Source organism: Arthrobacter sp. N1 (genome assembly GCF_048288285.1).
Classification (GTDB): Bacteria; Actinomycetota; Actinomycetes; order Actinomycetales; family Micrococcaceae; genus Arthrobacter_D.
Window position 1 is genome coordinate 1268829 of the sequence record NZ_CP102608.1, and the last position, 21756, is coordinate 1290584.

At 62.9% G+C, this 21756-nt stretch carries 8 protein-coding genes and 5 rRNA genes; 12 read left to right on the forward strand and 1 reads right to left on the reverse strand.

Annotated features, from left to right (window positions below; genetic code table 11):
• The first annotated feature begins 219 nt into the window (after window positions 1-219).
• The 8 genes from NVV32_RS05750 to NVV32_RS05785 all read left to right on the forward strand — a co-directional run bounded on the left by NVV32_RS05750 (window position 220) and on the right by NVV32_RS05785 (window position 16281).
• Window positions 220-3376, forward strand: a 23S ribosomal RNA gene (locus tag NVV32_RS05750).
• A gap of 269 nt (window positions 3377-3645) precedes the next feature.
• Window positions 3646-3762 (forward strand): 5S ribosomal RNA (rrf, locus tag NVV32_RS05755).
• Window positions 3763-4351: 589 nt separating this feature from the next.
• Window positions 4352-4573: a thiocillin family RiPP gene (locus tag NVV32_RS05760; protein ID WP_422391669.1), complete on the forward strand. Its 222-nt coding sequence runs from the start codon at window positions 4352-4354 to the stop codon at window positions 4571-4573.
• A 1958-nt stretch (window positions 4574-6531) separates the two neighbouring features.
• Window positions 6532-8066, forward strand: a 16S ribosomal RNA gene (locus NVV32_RS05765).
• A 657-nt stretch (window positions 8067-8723) separates the two neighbouring features.
• A 23S ribosomal RNA gene (locus NVV32_RS05770) occupies window positions 8724-11881 on the forward strand.
• A 269-nt stretch (window positions 11882-12150) separates the two neighbouring features.
• Window positions 12151-12267 (forward strand): 5S ribosomal RNA (gene rrf, locus NVV32_RS05775).
• Together the 16S, 23S and 5S rRNA genes form the textbook arrangement of a ribosomal RNA operon.
• Before the next feature lie 1466 nt (window positions 12268-13733).
• Window positions 13734-15299: a hypothetical protein gene (locus NVV32_RS05780; RefSeq protein WP_422391670.1), complete on the forward strand. Its 1566-nt coding sequence runs from the start codon at window positions 13734-13736 to the stop codon at window positions 15297-15299.
• Entirely contained in the window at window positions 15292-16281 is a 990-nt protein-coding gene (locus NVV32_RS05785; protein ID WP_055773586.1) for an HAD-IIA family hydrolase, read from the forward strand. Before NVV32_RS05780 ends, NVV32_RS05785 begins: the two co-directional genes overlap by 8 nt.
• Here NVV32_RS05785 and NVV32_RS05790 read toward each other — a convergent pair.
• Entirely contained in the window at window positions 16278-16565 is a 288-nt protein-coding gene (locus tag NVV32_RS05790) for a hypothetical protein (RefSeq protein ID WP_422391671.1), read from the reverse strand. The genes NVV32_RS05785 and NVV32_RS05790 overlap by 4 nt on opposite strands.
• Here NVV32_RS05790 and NVV32_RS05795 point away from each other — a divergent pair.
• From NVV32_RS05795 to NVV32_RS05810, 4 genes are read left to right on the forward strand one after another with little or no spacing between them, the layout of a single operon-like run.
• The gene (locus NVV32_RS05795) at window positions 16564-17415 is read left to right on the forward strand and encodes a TlyA family RNA methyltransferase (RefSeq protein WP_082471661.1); all 852 of its coding nucleotides are present in this window, start codon (window positions 16564-16566) and stop codon (window positions 17413-17415) included. The two genes, NVV32_RS05790 and NVV32_RS05795, sit on opposite strands and share 2 nt — an antisense overlap.
• On the forward strand, window positions 17408-18334 hold the full coding sequence (locus NVV32_RS05800; protein WP_055773583.1) for an NAD kinase: 927 nt from the start codon (window positions 17408-17410) through the stop codon (window positions 18332-18334). Before NVV32_RS05795 ends, NVV32_RS05800 begins: the two co-directional genes overlap by 8 nt.
• A complete protein-coding gene (gene recN / locus NVV32_RS05805; RefSeq protein ID WP_422391672.1) occupies window positions 18331-20058 on the forward strand; it encodes a DNA repair protein RecN in 1728 nt (575 codons plus the stop codon). Before NVV32_RS05800 ends, recN begins: the two co-directional genes overlap by 4 nt.
• Window positions 20055-21755 carry a CTP synthase gene (locus NVV32_RS05810; protein ID WP_422391673.1) on the forward strand — a complete coding sequence of 567 codons (1701 nt, stop codon included), beginning with the start codon at window positions 20055-20057 and terminating at the stop codon, window positions 21753-21755. The genes recN and NVV32_RS05810 overlap by 4 nt, the downstream gene beginning before the upstream one ends.
• The last annotated feature ends 1 nt before the right edge of the window (window position 21756 follow it).

Below are 21756 nucleotides of genomic sequence, written 5' to 3' on the forward strand. Positions count from 1 at the left end.
TGTTTCTGGTTTTCCTGCGCATGCCGTGCTTGTCCCTTGGTTGGGGTGGGTGTGGGTGTGTTGGGGTTGTTGGTTGAGAACTGCATAGTGGACGCGAGCATCTTAAAAGAAGCAATTTCTAAGATAAATCTGGTTTCGAGTGGATGCGTGGTCTTTCCTTTTGGGGGAGGGTGCGTGTGTGTTCGGGCCTGGTTTTCTCGATATGTTTTTGATCTTAGTGGTCAAGTTTTTAAAGGGCACACGGTGGATGCCTTGGCATCAGGAGCCGAAGAAGGACGTGGGAATCTGCGATAAGCCTGGGGGAGTTGATAACCGAACTTTGATCCCAGGATGTCCGAATGGGGAACCCCGCCCGGCGCGCGAGTGACCGGGTGACCCGTATCTGAACACATAGGGTACGTGGAGGGAACGTGGGGAAGTGAAACATCTCAGTACCCACAGGAAGAGAAAACAATAGTGATTCCGTTAGTAGTGGCGAGCGAACGCGGAACAGGCTAAACCAGTGGTGTGTGATAGCCGGCGGGCGTTGCATCACTGGGGTTGTGGGACTTTCCGTTCCAGTTCTGCCGGACTGGTGAAATGAGTGCATGCGTATAGGTGAACGGGTTTGAAAGCCCGGCCGGAGAGGGTGTTAGTCCCGTAACCGTAATGCGTGATGCCGTTTGGAGAGGATCCCAAGTAGCACGGGGCCCGAGAAATCCCGTGCGAATCTGCCAGGACCACCTGGTAAGCCTAAATACTCCCTGATGACCGATAGCGGACCAGTACCGTGAGGGAAAGGTGAAAAGTACCCCGGGAGGGGAGTGAAATAGTACCTGAAACCGTGTGCCTACAAACCGTCGGAGCAGACTTGTTTCTGTGACGGCGTGCCTTTTGAAGAATGAGCCTGCGAGTTAGTGTTACGTCGCGAGGTTAACCCGTGTGGGGAAGCCGTAGCGAAAGCGAGTCTGAATAGGGCGACCAGAGTGGCGTGATCTAGACCCGAAGCGAAGTGATCTACCCATGGCCAGGTTGAAGCGACGGTAAGACGTCGTGGAGGACCGAACCCACTTCAGTTGAAAATGGAGGGGATGAGCTGTGGGTAGGGGTGAAAGGCCAATCAAACTTCGTGATAGCTGGTTCTCCCCGAAATGCATTTAGGTGCAGCGTTGCGTGTTTCTTATCGGAGGTAGAGCTACTGGATGGCTAATGGGCCCTACAAGGTTACTGACGTCAGCCAAACTCCGAATGCCGGTAAGTGAGAGCGCAGCAGTGAGACTGTGGGGGATAAGCTTCATAGTCGAGAGGGAAACAGCCCAGACCACCAACTAAGGCCCCTAAGCGTGTGCTAAGTGGGAAAGGATGTGGAGTTGCCCAGACAACCAGGAGGTTGGCTTAGAAGCAGCCACCCTTGAAAGAGTGCGTAATAGCTCACTGGTCAAGTGATTCCGCGCCGACAATGTAGCGGGGCTCAAGTACACCGCCGAAGTTGTGGCATTCACATATATCCCAAGCCGGAGACTTGTTCTCTTGGTTCAAGGGTGTGGATGGGTAGGGGAGCGTCGTGTGGGCAGTGAAGTCGCGGTGTAAACCAGCGGTGGAGCCTACACGAGTGAGAATGCAGGCATGAGTAGCGAAAGACGGGTGAGAAACCCGTCCGCCGAATGATCAAGGGTTCCAGGGTCAAGCTAATCTGCCCTGGGTAAGTCGGGACCTAAGGCGAGGCCGACAGGCGTAGTCGATGGACAACGGGTTGATATTCCCGTACCGGCGAAGAACCGCCAATACTGATCGAGGGATACTAACCGCCAGAAGCATGACCGCCCACCCTTGTGGTGACGTGGTTTTTTGTGGATCGCGGGACCTGATCTCGGGAGGTAAGCGTATTAACAGGTGTGACGCAGGAAGGTAGCCGAGCCGGGCGATGGTAGTCCCGGTCTAAGGATGTAGGGCGAACCATAGGCAAATCCGTGGTTCTGGTTTAGATACCGTGCTTGAGATCTGATGGGACCCCCGTATGGGGGAATTCGGTGATCCTATGCTGCCTAGAAAAGCATCGGCGCGAGGTTCTAGCCGCCCGTACCCCAAACCGACACAGGTGATCAGGTAGAGAATACTAAGGCGATCGAGAGAATTATGGTTAAGGAACTCGGCAAAATGCCCCCGTAACTTCGGGAGAAGGGGGGCCCCAACTGTGATGGTGACTAGCTCACCGGAGCGGATCAGGGCCGCAGAGACCAGGGGGAAGCGACTGTTTACTAAAAACACAGGTCCGTGCGAAGTCGCAAGACGATGTATACGGACTGACTCCTGCCCGGTGCTGGAAGGTTAAGAGGACCGGTTAGTTTCACGCTTGCGTGGGACGAAGCTGGGAATTTAAAGCCCCAGTAAACGGCGGTGGTAACTATAACCATCCTAAGGTAGCGAAATTCCTTGTCGGGTAAGTTCCGACCTGCACGAATGGAGTAACGACTTCCCCGCTGTCTCAACCATAAACTCGGCGAAATTGCAGTACGAGTAAAGATGCTCGTTACGCGCAGCAGGACGGAAAGACCCCGAGACCTTCACTATAGTTTGGTATTGGTGTTCGGTGTGGCTTGTGTAGGATAGGTGGGAGACTGTGAAGCGTGGACGCCAGTTCACGTGGAGTCATCGTTGAAATACCACTCTGGTCACTCTGGATATCTAACTTCGGCCCGTAATCCGGGTCAGGGACAGTGCCTGATGGGTAGTTTAACTGGGGCGGTTGCCTCCTAAAAAGTAACGGAGGCGCCCAAAGGTTCCCTCAGCCTGGTTGGCAATCAGGTGGCGAGTGTAAGTGCACAAGGGAGCTTGACTGTGAGAGAGACATCTCGAGCAGGGACGAAAGTCGGGACTAGTGATCCGGCGGCACATTGTGGAATGGCCGTCGCTCAACGGATAAAAGGTACCTCGGGGATAACAGGCTGATCTTGCCCAAGAGTCCATATCGACGGCATGGTTTGGCACCTCGATGTCGGCTCGTCGCATCCTGGGGCTGGAGTAGGTCCCAAGGGTTGGGCTGTTCGCCCATTAAAGCGGTACGCGAGCTGGGTTTAGAACGTCGTGAGACAGTTCGGTCCCTATCCGCTGCGCGCGCAGGAAATTTGAGAAGGGCTGTCCTTAGTACGAGAGGACCGGGACGGACGAACCTCTGGTGTGTCAGTTGTACTGCCAAGTGCACCGCTGATTAGCTACGTTCGGATGGGATAACCGCTGAAAGCATCTAAGCGGGAAGCCTGCTTCAAGATGAGATTTCCATACACCTAGAGTGTGAGAGGCCCCCAGCCAGACCACTGGGTTGATAGGCCGGATGTGGAAGCAGGGACTACAGACCTGTGAAGCTGACCGGTACTAATAAGCCGATAACTTACACCACACACCCACCCCGCACCCCGTGATCAGCAATGATCACAGGATGACCAAGGGGGTGAGTGAAGATCAAACATGCTACGCGTCCACTATGCGGTTCCCAACCAACAACAGGAACCACCACCACAACTCCATACAGCACAGTTGTCACAGTTGTAACCACAGACTTACCACCACCAACACCACCCGGACCACACCACCCCACACCCCTCACGGGCACCAAAGGGGGTGACACGGACCCCGGACAGGACACTGGACGGACACGGTAAACAAAGTTACGGCGGTCATAGCGTGGGGGAAACGCCCGGTCCCATTCCGAACCCGGAAGCTAAGACCCACAGCGCCGATGGTACTGCACCCGAGAGAGTGTGGGAGAGTAGGACACCGCCGGACAACACTTCACAGGCTGAGGCCCCACACCACCAGGTGCGGGGCCTCACCCCATTAACCCCACACCCCCACGGCAAACACCCCCGGGCGAATTCGAACACTCAGCACCGAGGCCAGGCCAGGTTCGAAGGCCCACGGCCGGCCAGCAGCCCGAGCGAACCCGAACACGTAGCACCGAGGCCAGGCCACCCCCGGGCGTACCCGAAGACCTGCCGCCCGCCAGCACGCCAGTGCCCCGAGGGCACCCGGCCAGGCCCAAAGGCCCACGGCCGGCCGGCATCGCCCCGCACACAATGGCCGGCCAGCAGCGAAGACCCACGGCTGGCACAGACCCGGCCCGATGTGCCAACAAGGATGACAGGCCCACCACTTGGTCCGCGGGCCCGCACCATCGCTCGGCTGGCAGGAAGCCGACCCCACCGTCGGCGGACGAGGCTGGCAGCCTCGCTGCCCGGCCGGTTGGCACGATCACCTGCAATCAGGTGACCACCACGCCGACCTGACATTGCCCAGCACATTGACCGGAACTGCCGCTGGCCACACCGGCGAGTAGCCGGCGGACTGTCGACTTGCGCCGGCGACACATAGCCCCGTGCTCGAGGACTTGCGTGTCAACCGAACCAGAGCCGGTACAGCCGGTACAGCCGGTACAGCCGGTACAGCCGGTACAGCCAGCTCAGCCAGCTCAGCCAGCTCAGCCAGCACAGCCGGCCATCCGGCACCGGCCTGTCATTCGCGGGTCAGACCTGCGGGCGACTCAGTCAACAGCGCAGCACCTTGGCAGCAACGGGGACTTACCGGCGTGCATGCGTGACCCTGTTCAGCAGCCCAGAGTAGGGGGCACCGATGGCTGGCCGGTGTTGCTCTGCGAGCCAAACATGAGAGCTCGGGTTCTTTGGCCGCCGTCGAGATGCGCCGGATGGCGGACCCTGGAGCACCTGCAGGCATCGGTGTCGATCCGGCTGGTGAATCTGGCCCACGTCGGCAGGTGCGGTGTCGTGATCGTGATGAGGCGCCGTGGTCTTGGACAAGTGACCATTGCTCGACCGATAGAGTGCCGCTGAGTAGGAGCCGTTGGGCACGGCGATCGCACGGCACGCGATGAATTCGAAGCCGCTCTCACCGCCGGCCCAGGTCAGGACGTCGCGGTTCCACCAAAGGCTCGACAACTTGACCACCGGTCCGAATCTCGTCCCCGAAGCCGACACCAGTGTGTGACTGTGCGCGTGGGTTCTGTCTCATAGGCGGCTCGCAAGAGGGGACACCAAATTAAGGTCATGGCTGGCACCGGTAGGAGCCACAGTTCAGAGCCCCGCCAGGGCTCGGTATTGTGGTCGGAACACCGTGTGCAGCTGAGTAGTCAGTGACCAGTGACCAGTACCTTCTCTCCAATCCTCTTCTCCTTGTCAGCGTCCTCCCGTCACTTGTCTCCTCAGGGGCGCAGCCTCTATCCCGTGGTGTATGCCTTCAATTTGGGCGCGGTGCCGGAAAGCACGCCCCGGTGCTGGTACTGCTCTTCGCCAGCGGCTGGATTTCAGTCGTACTCGATCGTTTGCCACAGCGATGGCACCAGTCCCTGGTCCAGAGCATCACAGTCAGGCGATGGGGCCTTGGTTAGAGCTGTGGAAGGCGCGTCCTGGGGGAGGAGTCTCCGTATATGGCAGAGATGGGAAGACTCTGATGGGTCATCGATCGCGACGCTGGTTGTCACTCGCCTGCGGGCGAGCGACCCGGACGCAGGTCCAGCCCAGTTAGATGGGTGCTGTCCGCGCCAGATGGGTCGCAGTGCCCTTGTTGGGTAGGCGCCGACTGCTTGATGAAGCCAAGCGCCCTGCTCGAGGTCGGACATCAAGATTGTGCGTGCATCGTGGGGTACTACTTTCGGACAACACTTGTGGCGTACCCGCCGTCCCGGAGTAGGGCAGCACTCTGCCGGCAGGGATGCTTGCTGATTCGGGCAGCACAGGGTGCGGGCGAGTCCGGCTCGTGGTCGTAGCGTCCTGGAGCTCGGCTGTCAGCTATTCCTCGTCCGCCGGTACGGCGTGGCAGGCAGGTAGGAGAGAAAGTCGCTCGTGTCACCGCTGACGATCGACCTCTCATTCGGTACCAGTCGTCCCACGGTCGTCATTCGTCGGGCTGACCGGAGACGCGTACCTCGAACGGGGCGTCCCCGGCGGAGCGCGGCGGGGGTTGGAATTGGAGGGGCTGCCGGACCCGTGCATACAACGATCGATCGTGGCCGGCTCGCGGAGGCGAGATCATCGGTCCCCGGGTGTTGGGGGTTGGGGTGTGGGTGGATTTGGTGGTGGGGGTGGGGTGGTCGTATAGTTATGGAGTTGCCCCGGTGTGGGTGACGACCCCCCTTACAGAGTTGAAGTTGTTCCGGCGTGTGCTGTGCATGGCGTTGGGATGGGCTTCTTGTTTGTTGCCGGTTGTGTGGGTTTGTTCTGGTTGTGGTGCTGGTTCCTGGAGTGTTCTGGGGGTTGGTGGCGGGACTGGGGATGGATTTGCAGGATCGGGTTGGTGTGGGTAAGCTTGAAAAGTTGCTTCGGAGCGATAATGCAGCGGTTTGGTTGTGTTTGGTGCCGGTAGCTCCTGTTGTTTGAGAACTCAATAGTGTGCCAAGTTTGTTGATACCGATTGTTTTTGATTGGTTGAATTTGCTGGTTGTCGCGCATTCCGTGTGTGGTGGCTGGTTTTTTTGGCTGGTTTCGAATTTTGTGCAGCGTGGTTCCTCGTTTTCCCGGGGTTCCGTGTTGTGTCTGTGAATCATTTACGGAGAGTTTGATCCTGGCTCAGGATGAACGCTGGCGGCGTGCTTAACACATGCAAGTCGAACGATGAACCTCACTTGTGGGGGGATTAGTGGCGAACGGGTGAGTAACACGTGAGTAACCTGCCCTTGACTCTGGGATAAGCCTGGGAAACCGGGTCTAATACTGGATACGACCTTCTGGCGCATGCCATGTTGGTGGAAAGCTTTTGTGGTTTTGGATGGACTCGCGGCCTATCAGCTTGTTGGTGGGGTAATGGCCTACCAAGGCGACGACGGGTAGCCGGCCTGAGAGGGTGACCGGCCACACTGGGACTGAGACACGGCCCAGACTCCTACGGGAGGCGCGCAGTGGGGAATATTGCACAATGGGCGCAAGCCTGATGCGCCGACGCCGCGTGAGGGATGAAGGCCTTCGGGTTGTAAACCTCTTTCAGTAGGGAAGAAGCTGGCCTTTCGGGGTTGGTGACGGTACCTGCAGAAGAAGCGCCGGCTAACTACGTGCCAGCAGCCGCGGTAATACGTAGGGCGCAAGCGTTATCCGGAATTATTGGGCGTAAAGAGCTCGTAGGCGGTTTGTCGCGTCTGCCGTGAAAGTCCGGGGCTTAACTCCGGATCTGCGGTGGGTACGGGCAGACTAGAGTGCAGTAGGGGAGACTGGAATTCCTGGTGTAGCGGTGAAATGCGCAGATATCAGGAGGAACACCGATGGCGAAGGCAGGTCTCTGGGCTGTAACTGACGCTGAGGAGCGAAAGCATGGGGAGCGAACAGGATTAGATACCCTGGTAGTCCATGCCGTAAACGTTGGGCACTAGGTGTGGGGGACATTCCACGTTTTCCGCGCCGTAGCTAACGCATTAAGTGCCCCGCCTGGGGAGTACGGCCGCAAGGCTAAAACTCAAAGGAATTGACGGGGGCCCGCACAAGCGGCGGAGCATGCGGATTAATTCGATGCAACGCGAAGAACCTTACCAAGGCTTGACATGAACCGGAATGATGCAGAGATGTGTCAGCCACTTGTGGCCGGTTTACAGGTGGTGCATGGTTGTCGTCAGCTCGTGTCGTGAGATGTTGGGTTAAGTCCCGCAACGAGCGCAACCCTCGTTCCATGTTGCCAGCGGGTTATGCCGGGGACTCATGGGAGACTGCCGGGGTCAACTCGGAGGAAGGTGGGGACGACGTCAAATCATCATGCCCCTTATGTCTTGGGCTTCACGCATGCTACAATGGCCGGTACAAAGGGTTGCGATACTGTGAGGTGGAGCTAATCCCAAAAAGCCGGTCTCAGTTCGGATTGAGGTCTGCAACTCGACCTCATGAAGTTGGAGTCGCTAGTAATCGCAGATCAGCAACGCGCGGTGAATACGTTCCCGGGCCTTGTACACACCGCCCGTCAAGTCACGAAAGTTGGTAACACCCGAAGCCGGTGGCCTAACCCCTTGTGGGAGGGAGCCGTCGAAGGTGGGACCGGCGATTGGGACTAAGTCGTAACAAGGTAGCCGTACCGGAAGGTGCGGCTGGATCACCTCCTTTCTAAGGAGCGCCTCGAATGTCCGTCCTCGTCCTGTGTGGTGGGGGTGGTGTTCGCAGGAGTCAGCCCATAGCGCGGGCGTTTGTTCCGCGGTGGGTGCTCATGGGTGGAATATCAACGGATAGGTGCCTGGTGGTGCCTGCTTAGCTGGTGAGTACGGATTGGTTCGTTCATGGTCTTGTTCTGGGGTTTCGGCTTCGGGGTGGGGTTCGTGGGTGTTCTGGTTGTGGAAAGCTCAGGTTGGTGGGTGGTATCGGGTTGATCGTTTGGCACACTGTTGGGTCCTGAGATAACAGGGCTCTTATCTGTCGTGGTGTTGTGTCCTTTGGTGGGCGTGGCCTTGGTGGTGGTTGTCTGTATGCGCTTCGGTGTGTGTGGGTGGCTGGTTGCTGGGGGTGTGTCTGGTGGGGGGTGTGGTGCCGGCGGGTGGGGGTTTGGTTGTTTCTGGTTTTCCTGCGCATGCCGTGCTTGTCCCTTGGTTGGGGTGGGTGTGGGTGTGTTGGGGTTGTTGGTTGAGAACTGCATAGTGGACGCGAGCATCTTAAAAAGAAGCAATTTCTAAGATAAATCTGGTTTCGAGTGGATGCGTGGTCTTTCCTTTTGGGGGAGGGTGCGTGTGTGTTCGGGCCTGGTTTTCTCGATATGTTTTTGATCTTAGTGGTCAAGTTTTTAAGGGCACACGGTGGATGCCTTGGCATCAGGAGCCGAAGAAGGACGTGGGAATCTGCGATAAGCCTGGGGGAGTTGATAACCGAACTTTGATCCCAGGATGTCCGAATGGGGAAACCCCGCCCGGCGCGCGAGTGACCGGGTGACCCGTATCTGAACACATAGGGTACGTGGAGGGAACGTGGGGAAGTGAAACATCTCAGTACCCACAGGAAGAGAAAACAATAGTGATTCCGTTAGTAGTGGCGAGCGAACGCGGAACAGGCTAAACCAGTGGTGTGTGATAGCCGGCGGGCGTTGCATCACTGGGGTTGTGGGACTTTCCGTTCCAGTTCTGCCGGACTGGTGAAATGAGTGCATGCGTATAGGTGAACGGGTTTGAAAGCCCGGCCGGAGAGGGTGTTAGTCCCGTAACCGTAATGCGTGATGCCGTTTGGAGAGGATCCCAAGTAGCACGGGGCCCGAGAAATCCCGTGCGAATCTGCCAGGACCACCTGGTAAGCCTAAATACTCCCTGATGACCGATAGCGGACCAGTACCGTGAGGGAAAGGTGAAAAGTACCCCGGGAGGGGAGTGAAATAGTACCTGAAACCGTGTGCCTACAAACCGTCGGAGCAGACTTGTTTCTGTGACGGCGTGCCTTTTGAAGAATGAGCCTGCGAGTTAGTGTTACGTCGCGAGGTTAACCCGTGTGGGGAAGCCGTAGCGAAAGCGAGTCTGAATAGGGCGACCAGAGTGGCGTGATCTAGACCCGAAGCGAAGTGATCTACCCATGGCCAGGTTGAAGCGACGGTAAGACGTCGTGGAGGACCGAACCCACTTCAGTTGAAAATGGAGGGGATGAGCTGTGGGTAGGGGTGAAAGGCCAATCAAACTTCGTGATAGCTGGTTCTCCCCGAAATGCATTTAGGTGCGCTGTTGCGTGTTTCTTATCGGAGGTAGAGCTACTGGATGGCTAATGGGCCCTACAAGGTTACTGACGTCAGCCAAACTCCGAATGCCGGTAAGTGAGAGCGCGCAGTGAGACTGTGGGGGATAAGCTTCATAGTCGAGAGGGAAACAGCCCAGACCACCAACTAAGGCCCCTAAGCGTGTGCTAAGTGGGAAAGGATGTGGAGTTGCCCAGACAACCAGGAGGTTGGCTTAGAAGCGCCCACCCTTGAAAGAGTGCGTAATAGCTCACTGGTCAAGTGATTCCGCGCCGACAATGTAGCGGGGCTCAAGTACACCGCCGAAGTTGTGGCATTCACATATATCCCAAGCCGGAGACTTGTTCTCTTGGTTCAAGGGTGTGGATGGGTAGGGGAGCGTCGTGTGGGCAGTGAAGTCGCGGTGTAAACCAGCGGTGGAGCCTACACGAGTGAGAATGCAGGCATGAGTAGCGAAAGACGGGTGAGAAACCCGTCCGCCGAATGATCAAGGGTTCCAGGGTCAAGCTAATCTGCCCTGGGTAAGTCGGGACCTAAGGCGAGGCCGACAGGCGTAGTCGATGGACAACGGGTTGATATTCCCGTACCGGCGAAGAACCGCCAATACTGATCGAGGGATACTAACCGCCAGAAGCATGACCGCCCACCCTTGTGGTGACGTGGTTTTTTGTGGATCGCGGGACCTGATCTCGGGAGGTAAGCGTATTAACAGGTGTGACGCAGGAAGGTAGCCGAGCCGGGCGATGGTAGTCCCGGTCTAAGGATGTAGGGCGAACCATAGGCAAATCCGTGGTTCTGGTTTAGATACCGTGCTTGAGATCTGATGGGACCCCCGTATGGGGGATTCGGTGATCCTATCTTTTTTGCCTAGAAAAGCATCGGCGCGAGGTTCTAGCCGCCCGTACCCCAAACCGACACAGGTGATCAGGTAGAGAATACTAAGGCGATCGAGAGAATTATGGTTAAGGAACTCGGCAAAATGCCCCCGTAACTTCGGGAGAAGGGGGCCCCAACTGTGATGGTGACTAGCTCACCGGAGCGGATCAGGGCCGCAGAGACCAGGGGGAAGCGACTGTTTACTAAAAACACAGGTCCGTGCGAAGTCGCAAGACGATGTATACGGACTGACTCCTGCCCGGTGCTGGAAGGTTAAGAGGACCGGTTAGTTTCACGCTTGCGTGGGACGAAGCTGGGAATTTAAGCCCCAGTAAACGGCGGTGGTAACTATAACCATCCTAAGGTAGCGAAATTCCTTGTCGGGTAAGTTCCGACCTGCACGAATGGAGTAACGACTTCCCCGCTGTCTCAACCATAAACTCGGCGAAATTGCAGTACGAGTAAAGATGCTCGTTACGCGCAGCAGGACGGAAAGACCCCGAGACCTTCACTATAGTTTGGTATTGGTGTTCGGTGTGGCTTGTGTAGGATAGGTGGGAGACTGTGAAGCGTGGACGCCAGTTCACGTGGAGTCATCGTTGAAATACCACTCTGGTCACTCTGGATATCTAACTTCGGCCCGTAATCCGGGTCAGGGACAGTGCCTGATGGGTAGTTTAACTGGGGCGGTTGCCTCCTAAAAAGTAACGGAGGCGCCCAAAGGTTCCCTCAGCCTGGTTGGCAATCAGGTGGCGAGTGTAAGTGCACAAGGGAGCTTGACTGTGAGAGAGACATCTCGAGCAGGGACGAAAGTCGGGACTAGTGATCCGGCGGCACATTGTGGAATGGCCGTCGCTCAACGGATAAAAGGTACCTCGGGGATAACAGGCTGATCTTGCCCAAGAGTCCATATCGACGGCATGGTTTGGCACCTCGATGTCGGCTCGTCGCATCCTGGGGCTGGAGTAGGTCCCAAGGGTTGGGCTGTTCGCCCATTAAAGCGGTACGCGAGCTGGGTTTAGAACGTCGTGAGACAGTTCGGTCCCTATCCAGCCGCGCGCGCAGGAAATTTGAGAAGGGCTGTCCTTAGTACGAGAGGACCGGGACGGACGAACCTCTGGTGTGTCAGTTGTACTGCCAAGTGCACCGCTGATTAGCTACGTTCGGATGGGATAACCGCTGAAAGCATCTAAGCGGGAAGCCTGCTTCAAGATGAGATTTCCATACACCTAGAGTGTGAGAGGCCCCCAGCCAGACCACTGGGTTGATAGGCCGGATGTGGAAGCAGGGACTACAGACCTGTGAAGCTGACCGGTACTAATAAGCCGATAACTTACACCACACACCCACCCCGCACCCCGTGATCAGCAATGATCACAGGATGACCAAGGGGGTGAGTGAAGATCAAACATGCTACGCGTCCACTATGCGGTTCCCAACCAACAACAGGAACCACCACCACAACTCCATACAGCACAGTTGTCACAGTTGTAACCACAGACTTACCACCACCAACACCACCCGGACCACACCACCCCACACCCCTCACGGGCACCAAAGGGGGTGACACGGACCCCGGGCAGGACACTGGACGGACACGGTAAACAAAGTTACGGCGGTCATAGCGTGGGGGAAACGCCCGGTCCCATTCCGAACCCGGAAGCTAAGACCCACAGCGCCGATGGTACTGCACCCGAGAGAGTGTGGGAGAGTAGGACACCGCCGGACAACACTTCACAGGCTGAGGCCCCACACCACCAGGTGCGGGGCCTCACCCCATTAACCCCACACCCCCACACCCCCAACACCCAGCAGCCCGGCACCAGCCCGGCCAGCGCCCCACGGGCACCGGCTACGCCGCCGCAGCCGGCATCGCCCCGCACACAACGGCCGGCCAGCAGCGAAGACCCACGGCTGGCAAGCAGGCAGGGAGGCAAGTGAGCCGCACGGCAAACAACCGATGAGTGGTGAAGCGTGGCTTCGTGGTTCCATAGATAGGCAAGACCTACAGCAAAATAGAGATTCGCCGACGGTACACCGCCGGCACCTGATGAGAGGACCGCGCTGCCATGACTGAGCAGGAGCACACCGCTGGACACGATGCGGAGGCCCGCGGAGCGGACAGTCGAGACGGCGATCGTCAGGAAGGATCCACTCAGCGGGGACGCCACTCCTGGGGTTCCAAAGCGGGCAGGCAGTCGAGCCCTGGCAGGGCGCCTGCAACCGGTCGGTCCGCTGGCGATGAAGGGTCGGCCCCTGCTTCGCCGTCCGCCCGGTCCGACGACCGCGCACATTCAGCCCTGGACAACCCCCGCCGTGAAGCGACCGATGTCGACGGCGGGGAAGGACGCACGCTGTCCGTCGACCGCTCCGATCGGAGCCGCCCCTCACAGGCGTCGCGCCGCCCGGACCGTCCCGCGGACCGTCCCATGGACGCTCCGCCGCTGGGTGGGTCAGGCGACCGAGGCAATGGCGCACAGGGCGAGTCCCGTAGGCCCGCCTGGAAGAGTCAGTCGGACGCCCGGAACGCGAACCGTCGCGACAGCGGCTCCGCAGGTGGCGATCGTGATGATCGACCGAGGGGTGGTTCAGGCGATGGTCGGGCAAGGGCGCCGTACGGCGGGTCCGGCCAGGACAGGCGGCCGGGCTCACGAGACGGAGCGTCGGAGAGTCGGCGTACCGATCGCTTCACGAGTGGATCGGGTCAGGACCGGCGGTCGGATCAGGGAGACACCGGCGGGCGGGGTGCGCACTTGCGTGGCGCCGCGTCGCGCGGGGGCTCGGCCTCCGGTTCGGCTGCTGATCGGCAGGGCACGTACGGCAGCCGTGGCGGCACATCTTCGGGGAAGCCGTCGAACGGCGCGGAGCGTCCTTGGCAGTCGCGGACATCGCCCGCGGGCGATTCCTCCGGCAGGGCTCGTCGACCCTCCCAGGATGGCGGCAGTACCTTCCGTCGGCCCTCTGACAGGCAGGACCGCGGGTCTGCCGGCTATGGACGCAGCGACGACCGGACCGGCCGCAGAGCGGACGACGCCGCGGCGGCTCCGCGTACCCACAATGCCCGTGATCTGCGCAGCGCCAACAGGCCCGACAGGGAGCGTTCGCCCGAGATCGACGAGGACGTCAAGGGTGATGAGCTCGATCGTGTCACCCGCGCCCAGATTCGGAACCTCGAGGAGCGGAGCGCGCTCTGGGTGTCCAAGCACCTCGTGATGGCCGGACGGCTCCTCGATCTCGACCCTGAGCTGGCGTTCCAGCACGCTTTGGCAGCCAGCCGCCGAGGCGGGCGCCTTGCCGCGGTGCGCGAGGCCGTGGGCCTGACGGCATACGCGGCGGGACATTACGGCGAGGCGCTGCGCGAGTTCAGGACCTTCCGTCGCATCAGCGGTTCGAACGTGCACCTGCCGGTCATGGCCGACTGTGAGCGCGGGTTGGGGCGACCCGACCGGGCGCTCGACCTCGCGCGCTCGGAGGAAGCGGAATCCCTGGATGCAGCGGGCAAGGCAGAACTCGCGATGGTCGTGTCCGGCGCACGCTCCGATCTCGATCAGCTCGACGCTGCCGTCGCGGCCCTCGAGATCCCGCAGCTCGACCTGCACCGCGCGTTCGCTTTCAGTCCTCGTCTGTTCCGTGCGTACGCCGATGCTCTCGACGCCGTCGGACGGACGGGCGAGTCGGAGAAATGGCGCCGCCAGGCCCGTGTGGCCGAGAAGGCCCTGGGACTCGAGGATGACCTTGAACCGGACATCATCGACCTCGGTGAGGACGACGAGCCCACCCCTGACCGAGTCCCCAAGGTGGCGGAGGTACTCGCCGGTCCGGCTCGGAACGCTCACGGTTCGACGAACGACGAGGTGGGCCAGGCGCCCAACCAGCAGTTCGGAGGGGACACCGACGAGGGTGCGGGACCGTCGGCACGGAACGAGTCGACCGCCGCGCGGCAGGACGGCGACCAGGACGACGACGTGACGGACGGTCTTCTCGAACACCCGGACGAGGAGTTGGACACGGATCCCACCGAGATGCCGGACGGTGCCGCCGGACGTACGACACAGGACCCAGCCGCCACCACGGCGGCGGTGGACCAGGGCCTCGTGGGCGACGTCTCGCTCGATCTGGAGGCAGACCTCGCAGAACCGGGAACCGGCCGCACCATCGGAAGCGCATCGTCCGAGGAGCCTGTCCTGGAGAACAGCTCGCAGGAGACAACGCGGAACCAGGAGGCAGCGCAGGTCCAGGAGTCAGGGGATGACCCGGAGCCGGCAGAGATTCAGGAGCCAGCGGACCGCAGGGCGATGCCGGAGGAAGCAGCCGGCGACAGTCCCGGGAAGACAGGAGGGACGGACCTGGACGAGGTGCAGGGCGCGGACGACGTCGTTCCTGCAGCGGACGCGGTTCCCGCCGGCGAATCGGCACCACGGGTCGAACCGCTCCAGACCGAGATGCTGTTCAGCATGGACGCACTGGGCGGAACCCGGATCGAGCCGTCTACCGACGACGCCGACACCGCTTCGTCGGCCGGGACTCCCGCCGTCCGGTTCTCGGCCGGTGAGGCGCCGGACAGTTCGCTGAGCGACAGCTCCTCGGGAGCCACTGCACCGCAGGACTCAGAAGATGCAGCAACGGGCGCCGCAGTGCAGGACGGGCCGGCGCAGGACGCGCAAGACGTCCCGCCGGTGGCCGAAGCCCCGGCGACCAGTGCCAAAGCCAGGCGGACGCCGAAGACGACGGCGAAAACGGAGGACGCAGCGGATGAGTGAGCGGTTGATCGATGGTTTCGACGGGGTGCTGTCCGATCTCGACGGCGTCGTCTATGCGGGGCCCAACGCCATTCCCGGGGCCATCGAAGCGCTGGATCGGCTCGCGGGGGAGGGCAAGAGCCTCGCCTATGTCACCAACAACGCCTCCCGGTCCTCCGCGCAGGTTGCCCAGCACCTGCGCGAGATCGGTGCACCCGCAACCGCGGAGCAGGTCTTCGGCTCGGCACAGGCCGGCGCCGAGCTTCTCGCCGCGCAGGTCCCGCCGGGGTCGGCTGTGCTCGTCGTCGGCAGTCAGACGCTCGCGGACGCCGTGCGGGCGCAGGGGCTCTCCGTCGTCGGCTCCGCCGACGACGGGCCGGCCGCCGTCATCCAGGGATTCTCCCCGACCCTCGGCTGGAAGGACCTCGCCGAAGCAGCGTACGCGGTGACCGCGGGTGCCACCTGGGTGGCGACGAACACCGATATGTCGATCCCGCAGGAGCGGGGGATCGCGCCCGGCAACGGCACGCTCGTCGCCGCCGTCGCCGCGGCGACCGGCAAGCAGCCGCTCGTCGCAGGAAAGCCGGGCGCCGCCCTTTTCGAGACGGCCGCCCGGCATTCGGGGGTCGATCGTGCCCTCGTGGTCGGTGACCGCCTCGACACCGACATCCTCGGTGGGAACCGTGCCGGCATGGCCACGGCGCTCGTCCTGACCGGCGTCGACACCGTGCGGACGGCGCTCGGTGCGACGGTGGAGGAGCGCCCCACGTACCTTATCGCCTCGCTCGCCGACCTGTACGAGGAGTATCCCGCGGTCGCGCAGGACGGGGACATCTACTCGTGCGGGAGGTCCACGGCTCGCGTGGTCGGCGGTTCGGTCAGCATCAGTGGCAGCGAGGACGACGTCGACAGCTGGCGTGCCGCGTGCGCAGCCTGGTGGGCCGCCCACCCGGCTCACGACCCCGAGCAGCCTCCGGCGGTCGATGTCGTCGCTGCCCGCTAGGGTGGGGGACGGTTCGCCGGCGGACCGCTGCAGGACAGATGGATGAAGGACGAGTGGGAGCAGAACAGGAGGAGCCCGTGCACCATGACGGCGCCGACGCGCAGGCGGAGACCGGCTCCAGCACGTCGTCGACGGGGGATCTGCTGGTCGACGACGTACTGGGCTCCCTCGACCGGTTGGCAGAACTTCCCGTCGACGATCATGCCGCCGTCCTCCTCGAGGTCCACGATCGGCTCGGCGGCGTCCTCGCGCCCGAGCAGGCCCTCCGCCCGGGCGGAGTCCATGGCGCGCCTTGACCAGGAACTCGTGGTCCGCGGTCTCGCCCGCTCGCGGTCCCATGCAGCGCAACTCATCGCCGCCGGACGGATCACGCGGAACGGCGCCCTCGCGGCCAAGTCCTCCGTCTCCACCGGTCCGGCGGACGTCCTGCTCGTCCAGGGCGACGGCGACGACTTCGTCAGTCGGGCGGGGACGAAGCTCGACGGCGCCCTGCGGGCCTTCCCGGACGTGCTGGTCGAGGGTCGGCGCTGCCTCGACGCGGGGGCCTCGACAGGAGGATTCACCGACGTCCTCCTGAGGCGCGAGGCACGCGAGGTGGCGGCGGTCGACGTCGGACACGGCCAGCTCGTGCAGCATCTGCGCGACGACCCGCGCGTCCAGGTGTTCGAGGGCATGAATGTGCGTCACCTGCTTCCCGGTGACATCGGTGGCCCGGTACAGCTCACGGTCGCCGACCTGTCCTTCATCTCCCTGCGCCTGGTCATGGCGGCCCTCGCGGGTGCCACGGAGACAGGCGGAGACCTGCTGCTCATGGTCAAACCGCAGTTCGAGGTGGGCCGCGGGGGGCTGAACCGGCTCGGGGTGGTGACGGAGCCCGCCGCCCGCCGTCGCGCGGTGGCCGGAGTGCTCCGCAGCGCGCTCGGGTGCGGGCTCGACGTGGGCGGGGTGGCGCTGAGCCGTCTGCCCGGGCAGGACGGCAACCTGGAGTACTTCGTGTGGACAAAGGTGCCCCACGAGGGTTTGATGCCTAGGATCGAGGGGGAACTGGACCGGCTGACCGAACAGGCCCTCCCCGGCGGCGATCTGTTCGGACCACCCGACCGTTCCACCGATCAGACGGAGCTCGATGAGTAGACGAATCCTGGTGCTCGCGCATACCGGCCGCAGGAACGCGATGATCGCGGCGCAGGAGGCGTGCACACGCCTCCACAACCTGGGCCTGCAGCCGGTCATGCGTCCCGAGGAACTCGCCGACATCCAGCGCGAGTACGGCGAGCTCGCTGCGCCCGCCCAAGTGCTCGGTGACGACGTGGCCTTCGGCGACGTCGAGCTCGTGATGGTCCTCGGCGGGGACGGCACCATCCTGCGCGCGGCGGAGCTCGTCCGCGAAGCCGACATACCCCTGCTCGGGGTCAATCTCGGGCACGTCGGCTTCCTCGCCGAGAGCGAGCGTGCCGACCTCGAGGAGACCGTCCGCTGGGTCGCCGAACGCAGCTACACGGTCGAGGAGCGCACCACCATCGAGGTGCTGGTCTGGCACGGGGACACCCTGCTCGGCACGAACTGGGCGTTGAACGAGGCCGCCGTGGAGAAGGCGAACCGCGAACGCATGATCGAGGTCGTCATGGAGGTCGACGGGCGCCCGGTCAGCTCCTTCGGCTGCGACGGCGTCGTCCTTGCCACGCCCACGGGCTCCACGGCCTACGCGTTCTCCGCGAGCGGACCGATCGTGTGGCCGGAGGTCGAGGCGCTCCTGATGGTACCCATCAGCGCGCACGCCCTGTTCGCCAAGCCGCTCGTCGTCGCTCCCACCTCGGTGCTCGCCGTCGAACTGCTCGCCCGCACCGACGCCACCGGCATCCTCTGGTGCGACGGGCGGCGGAGCATCGACCTGCCGCCCGGCGCCCGGGTCGAGGTCCGGCGCTCCGAGCATCCCGTACGGCTCGCCCGAACACGGCACACACCCTTCTCGGAGCGGCTCGTGCGCAAGTTCGAGCTCCCCATCCAGGGCTGGCGCGGCCCGATCAGGCATCAGGACGGCGGGACGCCATGATCGAGGAGATGCGGATCCGCGACCTCGGCGTCATCACCGATGCCACCCTGAACCTCGGGCCCGGCCTGACCGTCGTGACCGGCGAGACCGGTGCGGGCAAGACCATGGTGATCACGGCCCTCGGGTTGCTGCGGGGCGCGAGATCCGACGCCGGCGCCGTCCGGCTGGGGGCAGCGTCCGCCTCCGCCGAGGCCGTCCTCCGGCTGGATCCAGCGAGCGGTGCCGCACGGCGGGCTGCCGAGGCAGGTGCTGCCCTCGAGGAGTACGACGGCGCCGCTGAACTGATCCTCGCGCGGACGGTGACGAGTGAGGGGCGCAGCCGAGCCTATGTCGGGGGCCGCGCGGCACCCGTGGGTGTCCTCGCAGAGCTGGGCGACCAGCTCGTCGTCGTCCACGGACAGTCCGACCAGTTGCGGCTGAAGAGCGCTCCGGCCCAGCGCCAGGCCCTCGACAAGTTCGGAGGCAGGCCGGTCGAGGACGCGATCCGTGACTACACGGCGACCTTCGGCCAGTGGCGGGACGCCCTCGCCGAACGCGACCGGCTGCGCAGCGAGGCCCGTGAGCGGTTGCGTGAAGCCGAAGGTCTCGAGGCAGCCCTGACGGAGATCGGCGACGCCGACCCGCAGCCGGGGGAGGACGCTGCCCTGAAGGCCGAGTCGATGCGGCTCGGCAACCTGGAGGAGCTGCGGACAGCTGCGCTGGTGGCCCATCAGGCGCTCGTCTCCGAGGACATCGGGGCGAGCGCCGATGCCGTGTCGCTGGTCGACGAGGCCAAGCGCCAGCTCGAGGCGGTCGCGGAGCACGACGCCGATCTCGGGAAGCTGGCGGAGCGGCTCGCCGAGGTCGGGTACCTGCTGGCGGACATCTCCGCCGAACTCGCCGGCTACGGGACGTCCCTCGACGGGGAGGGCGCCGGCAGGCTCGAGGAGGTGGAGTCGCGCCGGGCCGCCCTCTCGGTCCTGGTGCGGAAGTACGCACCGACGATCGACGAGGTGCTGGCGTGGCAGGAGGATGCCGTGAAGCGGCTCCTGGAGCTCGGCAGCGACTCCTCCCGCGTGGAGGAGCTCGATGACGAGATCGAGGACCTCGACCGCCGCGTCCACGACCTGGGCGAGGCACTGTCCGTGCTGCGGCGGACCGCTGCCGAGGATCTCGCCCACCGGGTCAGCGATGAGCTGACGGCCCTCGCGATGCCGGATGCGCAGCTGATCATCGACGTCACAGCGGCGGAGTCACTGACGATCCATGGTGCCGATGACATCTCCTTCATGCTCCAGCCCCATCCCGGATCGGCACCGCGGGCCCTCGGCAAGGGCGCCTCGGGCGGTGAGCTCTCACGCGTGATGCTGGCGATCGAGGTCGTCCTGGCCGCCGTCGATCCGGTGCCGACCTTCGTGTTCGACGAGGTGGACGCCGGTGTCGGCGGCAAGGCCGCCGTCGAGATCGGGCGTCGCCTCGCGATGCTGGCGGAGCACGTGCAGGTCATCGTGGTGACGCACCTGCCCCAGGTCGCGGCCTTCGCGGCGCGTCATATCCGCGTCACGAAGAACGTGTCCCGCGACGGCGAGGGGGGCGGCGTGACGGCCAGCGACGTCGAGGTGCTGCCCGACGACGAGCGGGTCCGCGAGCTGGCGAGGATGCTCGCCGGCCAGGAGGACTCGGCCTCCGCTCGGGCCCATGCCGAGGAACTCCTGGCCGATGCGGCCCGGACCGTCGCTCGGTGATAGCCTTGAACTCCGTGGCGCAGCAAACAAACTCCCGGTTCCTCAAGTCCGCAACGACCAAGCACATCTTCGTGACCGGCGGCGTGGCCTCCTCACTCGGCAAGGGACTGACGGCATCCAGCCTGGGTCACCTCCTCCGGGCGCGCGGCCTCTCCGTGACGATGCAGAAGCTTGATCCCTACCTCAATGTCGATCCCGGCACGATGAACCCCTTCCAGCACGGCGAGGTGTTCGTCACGGACGACGGCGCCGAGACGGATCTGGACATCGGTCACTACGAGCGGTTCCTCGACGAGAACCTCGACGGCTCGGCGAACGTGACGACGGGTCAGGTCTACTCGACGGTCATCGCGAAGGAGCGCCGGGGCGAGTACCTCGGTGACACCGTGCAGGTCATCCCGCACATCACCGACGAGATCAAGCGCCGCATGCGCCTGCCGGCCGAGGGTGCTCCCGGCAAGAAGGCCCCGGACGTGATCATCACGGAGATCGGCGGCACGGTCGGCGACATCGAATCGCAGCCTTTCCTCGAGTCCGCCCGACAGGTCCGGCAGGACGTCGGACGGAACAACGTCTTCTTCCTGCACGTGTCCCTGGTCCCGTACATCGGGCCGTCCCAGGAGCTGAAGACCAAGCCGACGCAGCACTCCGTGGCGATGCTGCGCTCCATCGGTATCCAGCCCGATGCCATCGTGATCCGCTCCGACCGCGAGGTCCCGGCGGCGATGCGCGAGAAGATCGGCCGCATGTGCGACGTCGACATCGACGCCGTCGTGAACGCGGCCGACGCCCCCAGCATCTACGACATCCCGAAGACCCTGCACGCGCAGGGGCTCGACGCGTACATCGTCCAGGCGCTCGGCCTGAAGTTCAAGGACGTCAACTGGACCAAGTGGAACAAGCTCCTCGAGGCCGTGCACAACCCCAAGCACCACGTCGAGGTGGCGCTCGTGGGCAAGTACATCGACCTCCCGGACGCCTACCTGTCCGTCACCGAGGCCCTGCGTGCGGGCGGTTTCGCGAACAAGGCGAAGGTGACCATCAAGTGGGTCCCGTCCGACGAGTGCCAGACCCCGGAGGGAGCCAGCAAGGCGCTCGACGGCGTCGACGCGGTCTGCATCCCCGGCGGGTTCGGCATCCGGGGCCTCGAGGGCAAACTCGGAGCGCTGACCTATGCCCGCGAGAACAGAATCCCGACCCTCGGCCTGTGCCTCGGGCTGCAGTGCATGGTCATCGAGTACGCGCGGAACGTCGTCGGGCTGGAGGGTGCCTCCTCGAGCGAGTTCGAACCCGATACCACGTACCCGGTCATCGCCACCATGGCGGAGCAGCTCGAGATCGTCGCCGGTGAAGGGGACATGGGTGGCACGATGCGCCTGGGTCGCTGGGAGGCCAAGCTGCAGGAGGGCTCCGTCATCGCCGGCACCTACGGGAAGACCACGGTCTTCGAGCGGCACCGGCACCGCTACGAGGTGAACAACGAGTACCGCGAACAGATCGCCGAGGCGGGCCTCGTGTTCTCGGGGACGACGACGGACGGAAAGCTCGTCGAGTTCGCCGAGCTGCCCAAGGACGTCCACCCGTACTACGTCTCCACCCAGGCCCACCCGGAGCTGAGCTCGCGGCCCACGCGTCCGCACCCCCTCTTCGCCGGCCTCGTGAAGGCGGCGCTCGAGCGCCGCGGCGCGAAGGTCTGAC

Excerpts from the sequence above, each read along its gene's own strand:
- NVV32_RS05785 (WP_055773586.1), top strand. The coding sequence starts at position 15,292 with ATGAGTGAGCGGTTGATCGATGGTTTCGACGGGGTGCTGTCCGATCTC.
- NVV32_RS05795 (WP_082471661.1), top strand. The coding sequence starts at position 16,564 with ATGGCGCGCCTTGACCAGGAACTCGTGGTCCGCGGTCTCGCCCGCTCG.
- NVV32_RS05790 (WP_422391671.1), bottom strand. The coding sequence starts at position 16,565 with ATGGACTCCGCCCGGGCGGAGGGCCTGCTCGGGCGCGAGGACGCCGCC.
- NVV32_RS05800 (WP_055773583.1), top strand. The coding sequence starts at position 17,408 with ATGAGTAGACGAATCCTGGTGCTCGCGCATACCGGCCGCAGGAACGCG.
- recN (WP_422391672.1), top strand. The coding sequence starts at position 18,331 with ATGATCGAGGAGATGCGGATCCGCGACCTCGGCGTCATCACCGATGCC.